The sequence below is a fragment of the Dyella sp. C9 genome (assembly GCF_003332825.1).
GTDB lineage: Bacteria > Pseudomonadota > Gammaproteobacteria > Xanthomonadales > Rhodanobacteraceae > Dyella.
Genome location: NZ_QIRF01000005.1, coordinates 203,468 through 216,320, shown reverse-complemented (window position 1 = coordinate 216,320; position 12,853 = coordinate 203,468). Strand labels below are relative to the sequence as shown.

At 63.7% G+C, this 12,853-nt stretch carries 12 protein-coding genes; 3 read left to right on the top strand and 9 right to left on the bottom strand.

Going from position 1 to position 12,853, the window contains the following annotated elements; all coding sequences use genetic code 11:
- Positions 1–170 precede the first annotated feature (170 nt).
- The 6 genes from DVU99_RS09410 to DVU99_RS09385 all read right to left on the bottom strand — a co-directional run bounded on the left by DVU99_RS09410 (position 171) and on the right by DVU99_RS09385 (position 7,292).
- Positions 171–725 (bottom strand): hypothetical protein, encoded by a 555-nt coding sequence (locus DVU99_RS09410; protein ID WP_232823532.1) that lies wholly within the window; start codon positions 723–725, stop codon positions 171–173.
- Positions 722–1,519: a DUF2092 domain-containing protein gene (locus DVU99_RS09405; protein ID WP_114239948.1), complete on the bottom strand. Its 798-nt coding sequence runs from the start codon at positions 1,517–1,519 to the stop codon at positions 722–724. Before DVU99_RS09405 ends, DVU99_RS09410 begins: the two co-directional genes overlap by 4 nt.
- 349 nt (positions 1,520–1,868) lie before the next feature.
- Positions 1,869–3,632: a GGDEF domain-containing protein gene (locus DVU99_RS09400; protein WP_114239947.1), complete on the bottom strand. Its 1,764-nt coding sequence runs from the start codon at positions 3,630–3,632 to the stop codon at positions 1,869–1,871.
- Between the two features lie 102 nt (positions 3,633–3,734).
- Positions 3,735–4,667, bottom strand: coding sequence for a transporter (locus DVU99_RS09395; RefSeq protein WP_114239946.1), 933 nt, complete (start codon positions 4,665–4,667; stop codon positions 3,735–3,737).
- A gap of 7 nt (positions 4,668–4,674) precedes the next feature.
- The gene (locus tag DVU99_RS09390; protein WP_157971391.1) at positions 4,675–6,213 is read right to left on the bottom strand and encodes a mechanosensitive ion channel family protein; all 1,539 of its coding nucleotides are present in this window, start codon (positions 6,211–6,213) and stop codon (positions 4,675–4,677) included.
- 305 nt (positions 6,214–6,518) lie between these two features.
- The gene (locus DVU99_RS09385) at positions 6,519–7,292 is read right to left on the bottom strand and encodes a transporter (protein ID WP_232823531.1); all 774 of its coding nucleotides are present in this window, start codon (positions 7,290–7,292) and stop codon (positions 6,519–6,521) included.
- Positions 7,293–7,659: 367 nt separating this feature from the next.
- On the opposite strand from DVU99_RS09385, the gene DVU99_RS09380 reads away from it, so the two are divergent.
- Together DVU99_RS09380 and DVU99_RS09375 are read left to right on the top strand one after the other, a co-directional pair.
- On the top strand, positions 7,660–8,562 hold the full coding sequence (locus DVU99_RS09380) for an AraC family transcriptional regulator (protein ID WP_114239943.1): 903 nt from the start codon (positions 7,660–7,662) through the stop codon (positions 8,560–8,562).
- A gap of 162 nt (positions 8,563–8,724) precedes the next feature.
- The gene (locus tag DVU99_RS09375; protein ID WP_114239942.1) at positions 8,725–9,450 is read left to right on the top strand and encodes an SDR family oxidoreductase; all 726 of its coding nucleotides are present in this window, start codon (positions 8,725–8,727) and stop codon (positions 9,448–9,450) included.
- Positions 9,451–9,503: 53 nt separating this feature from the next.
- Here the strand turns inward: DVU99_RS09375 and DVU99_RS09370 are convergent, their stop codons facing one another.
- Both DVU99_RS09370 and DVU99_RS09365 read right to left on the bottom strand, forming a co-directional pair.
- Positions 9,504–9,944 carry a MarR family winged helix-turn-helix transcriptional regulator gene (locus tag DVU99_RS09370; protein WP_114239941.1) on the bottom strand — a complete coding sequence of 147 codons (441 nt, stop codon included), beginning with the start codon at positions 9,942–9,944 and terminating at the stop codon, positions 9,504–9,506.
- Positions 9,941–11,383, bottom strand: a complete 1,443-nt coding sequence (locus DVU99_RS09365; protein WP_114239940.1) for an MFS transporter — start codon at positions 11,381–11,383, stop codon at positions 9,941–9,943. Before DVU99_RS09365 ends, DVU99_RS09370 begins: the two co-directional genes overlap by 4 nt.
- Before the next feature lie 273 nt (positions 11,384–11,656).
- Between DVU99_RS09365 and DVU99_RS09360 the strand changes: the two genes are divergently transcribed.
- A complete protein-coding gene (locus DVU99_RS09360) occupies positions 11,657–12,013 on the top strand; it encodes a DUF1428 domain-containing protein (protein WP_114239939.1) in 357 nt (118 codons plus the stop codon).
- A gap of 286 nt (positions 12,014–12,299) precedes the next feature.
- Here DVU99_RS09360 and DVU99_RS09355 read toward each other — a convergent pair whose 3' ends face one another.
- On the bottom strand, positions 12,300–12,704 hold the full coding sequence (locus tag DVU99_RS09355) for a GFA family protein (RefSeq protein WP_198670251.1): 405 nt from the start codon (positions 12,702–12,704) through the stop codon (positions 12,300–12,302).
- Positions 12,705–12,853: the final 149 nt, after the last annotated feature.

Here is a 12,853-nt window from a genome sequence, read left to right as displayed (position 1 = left end):
GTGCTGCTGCGATGCTTCGCTACGCGGCGACTTCGATTGCAAACTCTCGGCTATGGCCTTGGTGATGTAGCGCGGTGATGGATAAGAGACCAGGCGCAGGGTGGCCACCGCGCATGGCAGCACCGCCACCCACCAGGCGCCGGGCCCGGTGGGTGGTCGAGCGCGCCACCTCAATAAGGCGGATTGACGACGACGTATTGGACCTGGCTGCCGGAGTAGCTGGGCTGGTACCAGGTATTCCCGCATTGGGAATAGGTGACGCCGTTGGACACGACCGTCTGGCAGCTTGGCGGAACCGAGTTCACGATCGAGCCGACCACCGCGGAGGTCACCGCGACCGTGGCGGTCACTGCGGCGGCGGTAGCCACCGGGTGGTAATCCCAGCCGTGGTGATCCCAGTCGTTGTCGGCATCGACGTGCACGTCGCGATTGACGTTCACATTGGTGTTCCGGTTCACGTTGCGATTGTTGTTGATGTTGCGGTTGCCACTGCCATTGCCATTGAAGTTGCGGTTGCCGCCACCGCCGCCGTAGTTGCCACGGGGCTGCGCGTTGATCGACGAGCGCGAACTGGCGCGCGGCTGGCTGGCCATGGCCCGACCTCCACCGCCACCGCGGGGGCCGCCGCGCGCCGCTTCCAGTGCAGGGGGAAGCACCAGGAAGGCCGTGGCAAGCAGTACGACGCCGTACAGGCCGATTCGGGGGGAGACAATGCAGCTTTTCATGGCGACGCCTCCTTAGCCTGCGTGTCCTCGGCGATCTTGATCGGGTGATCCTCCGGGGTCGGATTGAAGGTGAACGCGCTGTCGGCGAGCTGGCTGTCGGCATCCCACTGGAACGTCGCCGAGTACTCGGGCTGCGTCGGGTCGTCGAGGTTGGCGATGACGAGCTTGGCGGGAAGCAGGGTCTGCCTTGAGATCCACAGCTGCCAGTCCACGCCGGACTGGCGCATCAGCAGGTGGTCACACTCGGTCTTTCCGATGCGGGCCGGGCCGATCACCGTGGCCGACTGGATCGCCGAGGTCGGCGCCTTGTCCGTGCCCCAATAGAAGAGATCGGCCAGGGGCATGTCGATGCCGTACTTCTGCTGGGCCGTATCCACGAGCTGGGCCACGCTGCCGGTCATGGGCTCTTGGGCGTAGTAGTGCATGCGCGGCGCATAGATCGTGAACTTCGATCCGTCGTAGTAGAAGCTGCGTTGCTTGCGATCACTGTCCACCGACGCGAAGAAGCGGTCGGGCGTACGCACCTTGTAGGTCACCGTGCCACCATAGGTGACCTTCTGCCCGGACTGCAGCACGTCCTCGTTGGTGATGTTGGCAACCACGGTAAAGGACTTGAGCGAACGAAGCTTCTGCGCCATCAGGTCTATCGCATGGATAGCCGACGGCTCCACCGCAGGCGCTTCATCGGCGGGCGCCTGTGCCGCTGCCGGCTTGGTATCGTCAAGTGCCCAGGCGGGTGCGGCAGCGCACGCCACCCATACCGCCAGGCAGGGTAAATGCCACTTGCGTTTCATGATGCTGCCTCCTCGGCATTCATGCAGTCAGGTGTATGCAGATCAGATGTTCGGTGGGGCATCGACAGCGACAGCAACGACGGTTCACCTGCCCGGCGTGAATGGGCCATGCTCGCACCCCGTGGATGCACGGGCTAGGCGGGACCCAAACTCTACGCCTGCAACCACCTACAAATGAATTCGTAGAATTTCGTAGAGGCGCGTGGATAGGTCGGTGCAGCATGGCGTGAGAGTGAGGTGAATGTGCCGTGATTGCGTCTGCCACAAGGTTCGTCGGGTGCCTGGGGCAACTCACATCCAGGAGAGCAGGTGCAGATGCGCGGGTTTTTCGTGGCGTCTCGCCTCCGGCCTAGGTTTCGATGGAAAACCGGGCGCTTTCCAGCCGGTCGCGGCCCGACGACTTGGCTTGGTAGAGCAGGGCATCGGCCTGTCGGTTCAGTGCGGCGAGCGTAGGTACGCCGGCACGCCGCGCAAATACCACGCCGAAGCTCACCGTCATGCGGAAGGTTGCTCCGTTGGGAAGCTTGATGGATGTCTGATGGAGCCGCTCCATCAACCTTTGCGCCGCGGCCGTGGCTTGCGCCGGGTCGTCAACCACGGAAAGCGCCACAAACTCCTCGCCGCCCACGCGACCCACCACGTCGCCCGATCGCCAGGTTTCCCGGCAAAGCTCCGCCAGCTTCTGCAATGCGAGATCGCCGGCCTCGTGGCCGTAGGTGTCGTTGATGTGCTTGAAATGGTCGACGTCGAAGGAAGTGAGCACGATCCAGGCATCGCTGCTTCGTCGATCGCCCAGCAGCGCGAGCACCTCGTGCTCGAACGCCCGCCGGTTGAGCAGGCCGGTCAGGTGGTCGGTTTCGGCCATGCGTTTGAGTTCGGCCATCAGCCGCTCGCGTTCCTGCTCCAGTTCCAGCCGGCGCTTGTTGCCGCTCCAGAGCATGCCCAGCGCGGAGAACAGGTCACCGATCTCGCCATGGAAGCTCGCGTGCTTCAGGTCGCCCGGGTCGCGGTCGGCGGCAATGTCGAGCACGGCATCGTTGGCCATGATGAAAGGCCGGACGATCTTCTCGTGGAACCGGCGCGTGACCAACAGCAGCAGCGCGGCCAGCAACAGCAGGCCGCCCACCAGTACGATGACCAGCGCGCCCTGTTGTCGCTGGTCGTGCCGCAGGCTCGTGGCGGCCAGGTCCAGGGCCACGTTGCGCAGCTCGACGATCGGCGCCATGAAGCCGGTGTAGCTGCGGCGAAATTCCAGCGGCGATACGTCCGTGCGGCCGGCCAGGTGGTCACTGGCGACTCGTCGGGTGTAGTCCAGGCCCTTCTTCATGTACTCCTGGTCGATGCGCGCGATGAGCTCGCCGTCCAGCAGCGGCCTTGCCCGCACCACCGTGCCGCTCAACCAGTAGAGCAAGCGGATCTTTCCGGCGAGCTGTTCGATGCGCAGCGACTCCGCCCTGGTCAGTGGGCAGGCTTGCGACAGGCCCATGGACACCTCCGAGCCCATCTGTCCGGCATAGTCGCGAAGCAGGGAGGCGAACGAGGCCACGTAGGCGTAGCGCACCGTATCGGGATTGTGCTGTACCGAAGGGGCCACCGTGGCCGCGGCCAGCGACGATAGCTGTGAGGTGATGGCGAACAATTGGTCCATGACATTGCTGGCGGCTTCGCAAGTCGTTGCATCGGCGCCTCGCGCTAGCAGGGCATCGACGTTTGTGCGCGCTTGCGCAAGCGCGGCTTCGGTCGAGTGGAGTCGTCGTTGCAGCGAAGCGCAATCCGAGCAGTTTGTTGCAGTGACCGATTGGCCCAGCAGGCCCAGTTGAGCGTCCAGCTCACCGCGCAGCCTTTGCAGCGGCAACGGCTCGGCCGGTTCGCCAGAGGCCTGGCTGGTAAATCGGCGCGCGGTCTCGATGCGCTCGTTGGAAAGGTCTTCCATGACGATCAGAGCGATATGGAAGCGGCGCAGGTCGGCAGTGGCGGACCGCGCCTCCTGGTACGCCATCCACTGGTGGAATAACGCCCACGCGGCGAATGGCAACAGCGCCAGGCAGCACGTGATGACCAGTCTCTTGAACTGCCAGTCAATCGAACGGGATCGGGGTGGCGGGGTGGCCATGCCATCCTCCTGTGCCATGCAGCGGCCGTTCGCCGGCAGGTTTCTGTCGATGGGCTGGCGTGAGCCCACCGGAGAAGAACCCCACGGACGGCATGCTGGCGTTCATAGGCTCAAGGTGGCGGAGATCAGTGCGAGATTGCCCTGGAAATGACGCTCGGCATCGAACTCCTTGAAGTAACGCCCCAGGAATACCAATCCATGTCCGCCGACCTGCAAGCTGTAGTTGACGGCGGGACCCGCGCCGTAGACCCGCCCCTTGAGTGCACCGAGCGTGGCGCCGGCACCGCTGTCGGCCGTGACCTGGCGATAGGCATAGGCGCCCAGCCCCAGCTCGAGGTGGGGTGTCAGCCGCCGGCCCAGGCCCAGTTCGAGATGCGCCTCGTTGCCGCTGCGGTAATGCGTGAGCGTGTTGGGCCCGTTGAAGTCGTAGCCGATGGCCCCGGAGAACTCCGTGCGATGGTTGCCTGGTGCATAGGTGAATGCCCACATGACATCGCCGGCCCAGCGGTTGTGACCGATCGAGGGCGTGAAGCCTTTCTGGTAGTCGCCGGTTGGAGCCCATGCCGTGAGCGATACGGCGTGCGAAAACGTGGCGCTCTGCCAACCCAGGCGGGCGACCATCACGGTATCCCCCTTGCCCGAGCCACTGACCGCCGCCTTGCGGACGCCATTGGGCCCGTCGATCTCGCCGGTGAGTCGAAGATACGCATAGGGCATGCCCACGGACAGCACCAGCTGGCCGCCGAGTATCCGTGGCTTGGGCGCAAAGATAAGGAACGTGGTCAACCCGTCCGACTTCTTGCGCAACTCCGCGACGCGCAGGCCACCCTGGATGGTGCCTCCGACCGAGCCGTTGTATTGGGAGGCGGCCATGGCAAGGTACCAGCCTGGTGGTGGGCTGAGGCCGGCATCCAGCGTCTGTCCGCCGAGCAGATACATGCCGCTGGCGCCTTCGGTGGCGCTGGCGGGGGCCGCGACGGCGGCGAGCGCGAGCAGGGCGGTGAGCGATGTCAGCTTGCAAGCGTGATGTCGCATGGATCACTCAGCCATTCCAGTGCCCGGGTGCCACGACCTTGGGTTCGGCGGGGTCGGTCACGTAGTGCGGGGACATGATCTGTACGCCCGACGTGTTGAAGTTGTCCTGGATACGCGAATGCAGTTCGCTCAAAACGTCCAGCCTCCGTGATACATCGGTGATGCGTACCCGCAGGCGGTATTCCACGTAGAAGTCGGAAAGTGCGGTCTGCAGCACGAAGGGTGCGGGGTCGCGCTCGATCAGCGCGGTTTCGCCGGCGGCGCTCAGCAGCATCTGCTGCACCTGTCGCCACGGTGTGTCGTAGCCGATGGTCACGCAGGTTTCCAGCCACATGCCCGGCCCCTGCGGATGGCGCGAGAAATTGTGCAGCTGGCTGCCGAGCACCACGTTGTTGGGAATGCTCACCTCCACGCCGGTCAGCGTGCGGATGCGCGTGGTGAACAGGCCGATCTGCAGCACCACGCCTTCGGTATCACCGCTGCGGATGAGGTCGCCGACCTTCATCGTGCGCGAGTAGATGATGGTGAAACTGCTCGCGGCCTGGCCCACGATGCCCGAGGCGCCGAGCGACACCATCAGGCCGACCAGCACGCTCAGCCCCTTGAAGGCCTCGGTTTGCGCGCCAGGCAGATAGGGGTAGGCCATGGCGATGGCGAATAGCCACACCACCACCACGATGAGTTTGCGTGTTGGCTCGGCCAGTTCGGAGTCGATCTCGAAGAGCTTGAAGCGGCCGCTCTGCACGCCGCGAAAGGTCATGCTGATGGCCTGTGTCACCGCCCGGGCGACCAGCAGGATCACCACCGCGGCCACCAGTCCGGGAATGGCGCTGGCGATGGCGGAACCCCAGTGTCCCAGCTCCCTGATCACCCAGCCACGCATGGCGGCCGACCATGGCTGGGTATACGGGAACTGGCCGAGCACGAAACGCAGCCATTCCTCCAGGATCGCGAGGGCGATGATCCAGGTGATCACGCGGACAATCCAAGTGGCGATGGTTCGCGTGCTCAGCGCCAGCTGTCGCGCGGACTCATGGCGCAGCGCGACGAGCCGTCGTTCCAGCCAGCGATGCAGCCCGCCGTCGATGCGCCGGCTGCTCCAGCGAAGTGCCAACGCCAGGCCCAGCGCCACCAGGGTCGCGAGTAGCGTAAGCAAAATGCCCTGGAGCAAGCGTCTGGGAGAGTTCGCCGCGTTGGAAGCGGCGACCGCCTCGCTCAGGTTATGCGCGATGCGCTCACGCACATCGGCCATGGATTCGCTGTTGAGCTTGTCGAGGTCGTCCGGGGTGAGGATCGCTACCAGTTCGCCGCCAAGCAGGATCAGCGTTCCCTGCGGGGCATCCTTGAAGGTGACGGGGGCGTCGCCTTGCTGGGCGGCGATGCGACCGATGTTGTCCTCGGCGCTCTTGGCTCTCAGCTCGGGCGAGCGCCCGAGAAAGTCGGAGCGGAAGGTGACGATGTCACGGTTGTAGAAGCGCACCGTGGCTTGTTGCGGGGTTTCCGCAGCCGTCGCCGGGGCGGGGGTGGCCTCATCCTGCGCGGGCATCACCGCATGAGCCATCCCGGGCATCGCCGTGCCGCATTGAATGACCAGAGCGAGCACGCATGCCTGAAGCCATCGCCGCGCGATACGCCCGGCTCTCGTGAGCAGCGACACCCCAGAGTACGCAGGTATATCCCGCCCGGGCTGGGGCGCCTCTGCCGCGTTCTGCTTGTGAACTGCCTGACTCCGCCTGATCGAATGCCATGCAGCCATGGTGCCGTCCTCAAGAGCCTTCTGTAGTGACTGCCGTTATTTACTTCTGCCATCACCTGGCGCCGTACACATTCCTTACAGTCGCCAACACCACATCATTTCGGGAACAGCAGGGTGGCACCCAGGCGCACGCCCCAGCCGTGCGCGCCCGCGTCGGTGGCATGGTCCCAGTAGCGCGCCCCGAGGAAGAACTGCACAGGCTGTTTGCCAAACTTCACCAGCTTGGCCGCCACCATGTTGATCGGCACCGACCACTGGGTTTGCTTCCAGTTGTAGGTCGATTCGGTTTGGAGGGTGAACGTCCAGGCATCGGCCGTGTTGTAAGAGAAGAACGGCTGCACGAAAGTCGAACTCACCGCCTGGCGGTTGCTTTGCCCGCCAACCGACCAGATGTGGTTCGCCAGCACGCCATAGGTCCATGGGCCATCCTGGCGCAGCACGACGAAGGTGGGACCGGCACCCCATTTGCCTGAACCCAGCAAGCGGTCGGTGGCGCTGGGCAGCAGGAACGCCGGGCCTACGCCCCAGATCCATCCACCGGCCGTGGGTGCCTTGGGCGAAAAGAACAGGCTCTGCGTGATGTCGCCCAAGCCGGTCTGGCTGCCTGCGCCCGGATAGATCTCGTGCTGGCTTTCCACCGGCACGATGGTGCGGGAGATCATGTTCCAGTCGGCGCTGATCGATACTGGAATCACCGGCTGGAAGTTGAGGAGGTATTTGTCGCCGTCGCGTTGCGGGCCGATGTTCTGGTCGTAGTTGAACTGGAACGGCACGCTGATCAGCGAGGCCACCGGGTTGGACAGCTGCTTGGCGAGATCCTGCGCGCCACCGTTGTCCTGGCCATGCGCAAGCTGGGCGGCCAGGAGCACGACGACTGCGGAGGCAGTTCGGAGTGTCGAACGACTGGTCATTTTCCACCTCATCCGGGGGCTTGGGCGGCTTTTCGCGCATGACGGTGCCGCCGGCCAATGGATTAGACCAGCGCGCCTTCGCCAGCGAAAACGATGAATTACCCGTTCTATCTAGGTATAACTACTTAGCCGGCTACGCCGGCAGGGGAACCGCTTCCGATCCGGAGCGGGCATCAATGAATCATCGAAAGCTCTGGTGGACTACCCGGTGGCATGTGAGGCTCGCTTGGCCAGGTTGTCTGGGTGCGTGCGGGGTGCGGTCGCGCATACCCTTACGCCAACGTGGATCGCCACGCGAAGCTGACGTGTCGCTCCATACTTGACCATGCGCGACCATCACGCCCTTTCAGAATTACGCAGTTCCCTGCTCAGGCACGGGCAGGGGCGTCGAACCGAGACGCCCATTCCGCGCGTTTCCCTCTCCCGAGGCGAGGCAACGACCGGACCGCTTGCCGGACTATACGAGCCGATGCTTTGCCTCGTCGTCCAAGGCGAAAAAAGTGTCATCATCGGTGACCGCGTCTTGAATTACGATCCAGGCCGCTATTTCATCAGCGCGATCGAAGTCCCTGCGACGGGTCGCATCGTCAAAGCCAGCACGGACCAGCCCTATCTCGCGGTCAGCCTGGTCTTTGATCCGTCGCTCGTCGCCGAATTGCTCCCGTACTTGCCTGTTGCGGGCGATGCGGATTCGCCGGCCAGTTTTGCCGTGGAACCTGTCTCGACCGATCTACTCGAGGCATGGGTGCGCATGATCCGGCTGCTCGATCGACCCAACGACATTCCAGTGCTCGCGCCGATGATCGAAAGGGAGATTCTCTACAGGCTGATGCAGGGGGTGCAGGCTCAAGTGCTGTGGCAGATCGCGCGCCTGGACAGCCGCCTGTCCCGGATCAGGCGCGCCGTGGCCCGGATTCGAACGAGCTTCGCCCAGCCATTGGGTATCGACAGCCTCGCCGAAAGCACGGGGATGAGCCTGGCTACGTTCCATCGTCACTTCAAGGCCGTGACTGCCATGACGCCGCTGCAATACCAGAAAACCGTCAGGCTGCAGCAAGCGCGCCGTTTGATCACGATCGAAAGCCGCGAGGTGACGCAGGCGGCCTATGCCGTGGGGTACGAAAGCCGGTCCCAGTTCTCGCGTGAATACCTTCGGCAATTTGGTTGCTCGCCCACGCAGGATGCGGCCCGCGTCCGTGCTTCATTCAGCGAATTCGATGAAGCGTAGGCACGCGTCAATGCTTCGCGTGAAGCCATGGGGCTGAGGGATGGCACGCCGAGAGCCCGGCTCCCTCCTTGATACAAATAGGCAAGCAATTGACACGATCGCGCCGGCTTGAAACGGCCGGCCCTTCTAGCATGGAGGCCATTCGACTTAAGGAGCGCCAACATGCAAGAAGGGAAGACTGCGCTGGTCACCGGGGCAAACAAGGGCATCGGCCGGGAGATTGCTCGGCAGTTGGCCGAAAAGGGATATACCGTCTGGATGGGGTGCCGCGACGCGGCGCGCGGTCGAACGGCCGTTGACGCACTGGTCGCCGCGGGACTCGACGTTCGCTTGCTTGAAATCGACGTCGCGAGCGACCCGAGTGTCACGGCGGCCGCCGATGCACTGGGCCGCGAGGCGGGTCACCTCAACGTATTGGTCAACAACGCGGGTGTTCCCGGATTTGGCACGTCCCCGCTCGAGGAAAGTATTGCGAACATCAAGGACATTTATGAGGTCAACGTATTCGGGCCGATTCGCGTCACGCAGGCGTTCCAGCATCTTTTGAAGGCCGCCGCCTCCGCTCGCATTGTCAACGTAAGCAGCGGATTGGGATCGCTTGGACTGATGTCCGATCCAGCAAGTGCGTACAGCAAGTTCAATAATCTCGGATACAACAGTTCCAAGACCGCGCTCAACGGCGTAACGGTAGCATTTGCCAATGCCTTCCGTTCTTCCGGCATCAAGGTGAATGCGGCTGATCCCGGTTACGTTGCCACGGACCTGAATGGCCACTCTGGCCCTCGTACCGTGGCCCAGGGCGCAACCCCCGTGGTACGCCTGGCGACCCTGGACGAGAGCGGTCCGACCGGCCAGTTCTTTGAAGAGTTTGGCGCGCAGGCCTGGTAATGGTGCCCGTGTCCGAAGTGCGCTTCCAGCCGGCAGAGGAACGACAAGCCGTCCTAGGCATCATCGCGAGTGATCTTGCCCAGGATGCGACGAAGGTGCACCAGGTCGGTCGGGGTCAGGTGCTGGAATGCGGGAGGCGCGTCGTCGCGCACCGTGCGATGTACCAACGCGATCAACTCCCGGCCGGCGGGCGTGAGCGAGACGAGTTTCGCGCGTCGGTTGTCCGGGTGGGGATGGCGCGCGACCAGGCCGCGATCTTCCAGGTCATTGACCGCGACTGTCGTGGCCGGCGCGTCATAGCCGGCCATCTCGGCCAGCTGCTTCAAGGTGACCGGCGCTTCAACCAGGCGTCGCAGCAGGCGCACCCGGCTGAAGGGCAGCCCGGTGACTTCGGTCACCCTGCGGCGCCATTGGCCACGCGTCTCCCACACCAGGCTCACCAGCGCCTGCCAGATGTTGTCGATCTCACTGTCGCCAGTGGCACGCCTGCTCATGCCTGCACTCCCGCGGGGGCTACATCCAAAAGGTGTGCCGCGTGGCGGGTAGTGTCCTGGGCCCAGCGGGTGCTGGACAACCACCCCAGTAGCACGATGGCGGCGCCACCACCCGTCATCAGCCACCAGAACGGGTGCGAGGCTTGTGCAAACCCGTCATGCACATGCGTACCCAGGATGGTGCCGGCGAGGGCGACGCCCAGCGAGGCGCCGGTCTGTCGGCTGGTGGATGCCACTGCCGCCGCCAGTCCCGCCTGTGCCTTGGGCATGCCGGATACGGCCGTGTGGGTGATGGGGGTGTTCACCATGCCAAAACCGATGCCGAAGATCACATAGGTCAGCAGCAACAGCGCCAGCGGCGTGGTGGCGGTGAGCTGCGTCATCATCACCGCACTGACGATGGTTGCCGTGCCCGAGGCCAGCAACGAGGGCCGCGTGCCATGCGCCCCGACCAGCCGCCCCGACAATGGCGAGCAGAGGATGGTCGTCAGCGCGAGGGGCAAGGTGCACAGCCCTGTCTGGACGGCCGAAAAACCACGCACTTCCTGAAGGTACAGGGTGTTGAGGAACAGGAAGCCGGAGAACGCCGAAAAACTGCATACCGCGATCACGGTCGCGCAGCTGAATGGCGCGCTGCGGAAGAACCGCACGTCGATCAGCGGCTCGTGCCGACGAGGTTCATAGGCAAGCAGCGCCACCAGGGCCAGCGCAGCGGCAGCGAACAAGCCCATGATGGTCGTCGAGCCCCATCCGGCATGAGGCCCTTCAATGACCGCATAGGTCACCGTGGCCAGGATGGTGAATACCAGCAGTTGCCCCATGGGGTCCACTCGACGTGGCTTCGGCGCCCTGGATTCGGGGATATAGCGGGCAGCCAGCAGCATGGCCGCCGCGCCCACCGGCAGGTTGACCCAGAAGATGGAGCGCCAGCCTATGCTTTCCGTCAGCACGCCGCCGATCACCGGGCCCAGCGCCATCGATACGCCCGCCACGGCGCCCCAGATGCCGATGGCGCGGGCGCGGGCCTTCGGCTCATGGAACGTGTTGGCGATGATCGACATGGCGACCGGATTGAGCATGGTCGCACCGAGCGCCTGCACCACGCGAAATGCCACCAGGCCCTGATTGTTCGGCGCGAGGCTGCACAGCAACGAGCCCAGCATGAACAGCGCCATGCCCGTCTGGAATACACGGCGACGCCCGAAACGGTCGGCCATCGAGCCGGCCAGCATGAGCAGGCTGGCCACCACCATGGTGTAGGCATCGATCACCCATTGCAGGCCCGAGATGGACGCGCCCAGATCCTGGCGGATGGATGGGAGCGCGACGTTCACGATGGTCGCATCCATGGCGACCATCAGCAGGCTCAGGCAGCAGATGCCCAGGATGAGGTTCGGGTGGGTGGTCGCCCGGCCAGTGGCTTCAATGGTTGTATTCATGCAACTATTGTTTATATACAACTGTTTGGTGTCAATCGCCGTCGGGCCCGTTCTGCCGTTGGCCGTGCACGCAACGGCAGCCTGGGCCGCCGCGCCCGTGCATGGCCGTGGCAAGGTGCCTAGTCATCTGACGGATGGCTGGCGAACGTAGGGGGCGCTTACGACCCGAAGCGGACAGCTTCTCCAGAGGCCCCATGTCGCTCCTGCGGGGGTTCGTTCGTCGCATACATGTAGGTGACCAGGTCGGCCGCCTTTCACGCCAAGGAGACAATCATGTCCTACATCGATGGCTTCGTGATCGCCGTACCCAATGCCAATCGTGAAAAGTTCATCACGCACGCCCGTACCTTCGACGCGATTTTCGTGGAGTTTGGTGCCGTCCGCGTGGTGGAGTGCTGGGGCGACGACGTGCCCGATGGCAAGCTGACCGATTTCCGCCGTGCCGTGCAGGCGACGAAGGAGGAATCCGTGGTGTTCTCCTGGGTGGAATGGCCCGACAAGGCCACTCGCGATACCGGTATGGCGAAATTCATGCAAGACCCGCGCATGGAAGCCGCTGCCGATTGTCCTTTCGATGGCAAGCGCATGATCTTTGGCGGCTTCAAGTCGGTGGTCAGTCTGCCGGAGTAGGGCGGCTTTGAGCTGCGCGCTATTCAAGGCAACGTGCGCGTTGACCCGAAGCGGACAGTTCCACTATCGATACGGTAGGATGGCGATCGCGTATCGCCAACCATGGAGCGCCGAGCATTCAAGCGGCCAATCTCGGTAGGTTGCTCGGCGAAGTAGGGAGCGAGGAGCGCCGCGAACGTAATTGCATTGGACGGGTCGGAGATGATTCGAACAAGGCGAATCATTCACTCCGATGCTTCCTGGGTCATCCTTGCCAACAAGCGCTGCCGATGACAGGGATCGCGATTCAGAACCAATAGTCGGTGACGCATCGGCCATCTTGCGGCAGGTCGTCGGTGGTGTTGAGCCCGTCGTGACGGACTATGGGAATCTGCGCAACACGCTCCAAGTCGGCCAGCCGCAGGTTGACCCCCATGGGGCGCTGTCCATTTTCGGTGTTCTTCAAGCCCCGCCAGTACGCCACGCAACCGCAGACGGGGCAAAAATGAAACACGACCCACTTTGCCTGCGTGTAGGTTTGAGTCGGGCCCGAGACGTGGATGCCATCCCCTTCAAAGTCATAGGCCCATAGCGCGCCGTAGCGGTGACATGCGGTGCAATTACACACCGTGGCGGACTCGGGCATGCCTTTGAAGCGCCATTGAACCGCACCGCAGCGGCAAGAACCATGGATCATGTTCGCCTTGGTCACTTGATCTCCTCCAGCCTTGCCTGGGCTGGGTGTGCAAGCTACGGCACTGCTCGGGCACGGGTGATAGTAGTGCGGTATGCGAATGTCTTCCTTCGAGCCGGAGCGGACCCCGGTTCCACTCGCGGTTGAGAAGTCGGAACGGACTTTAA

Excerpts from the sequence above, each read along its gene's own strand:
- DVU99_RS09395 (WP_114239946.1), bottom strand. The coding sequence starts at position 4,667 with ATGCGACATCACGCTTGCAAGCTGACATCGCTCACCGCCCTGCTCGCG.
- DVU99_RS09405 (WP_114239948.1), bottom strand. The coding sequence starts at position 1,519 with ATGAAACGCAAGTGGCATTTACCCTGCCTGGCGGTATGGGTGGCGTGC.
- DVU99_RS09360 (WP_114239939.1), top strand. The coding sequence starts at position 11,657 with ATGTCCTACATCGATGGCTTCGTGATCGCCGTACCCAATGCCAATCGT.
- DVU99_RS09370 (WP_114239941.1), bottom strand. The coding sequence starts at position 9,944 with ATGAGCAGGCGTGCCACTGGCGACAGTGAGATCGACAACATCTGGCAG.
- DVU99_RS09380 (WP_114239943.1), top strand. The coding sequence starts at position 7,660 with ATGCGCGACCATCACGCCCTTTCAGAATTACGCAGTTCCCTGCTCAGG.
- DVU99_RS09365 (WP_114239940.1), bottom strand. The coding sequence starts at position 11,383 with ATGAATACAACCATTGAAGCCACTGGCCGGGCGACCACCCACCCGAAC.
- DVU99_RS09390 (WP_157971391.1), bottom strand. The coding sequence starts at position 6,213 with ATGCCCGCGCAGGATGAGGCCACCCCCGCCCCGGCGACGGCTGCGGAA.
- DVU99_RS09375 (WP_114239942.1), top strand. The coding sequence starts at position 8,725 with ATGCAAGAAGGGAAGACTGCGCTGGTCACCGGGGCAAACAAGGGCATC.
- DVU99_RS09400 (WP_114239947.1), bottom strand. The coding sequence starts at position 3,632 with ATGGCCACCCCGCCACCCCGATCCCGTTCGATTGACTGGCAGTTCAAG.
- DVU99_RS09410 (WP_232823532.1), bottom strand. The coding sequence starts at position 725 with ATGAAAAGCTGCATTGTCTCCCCCCGAATCGGCCTGTACGGCGTCGTA.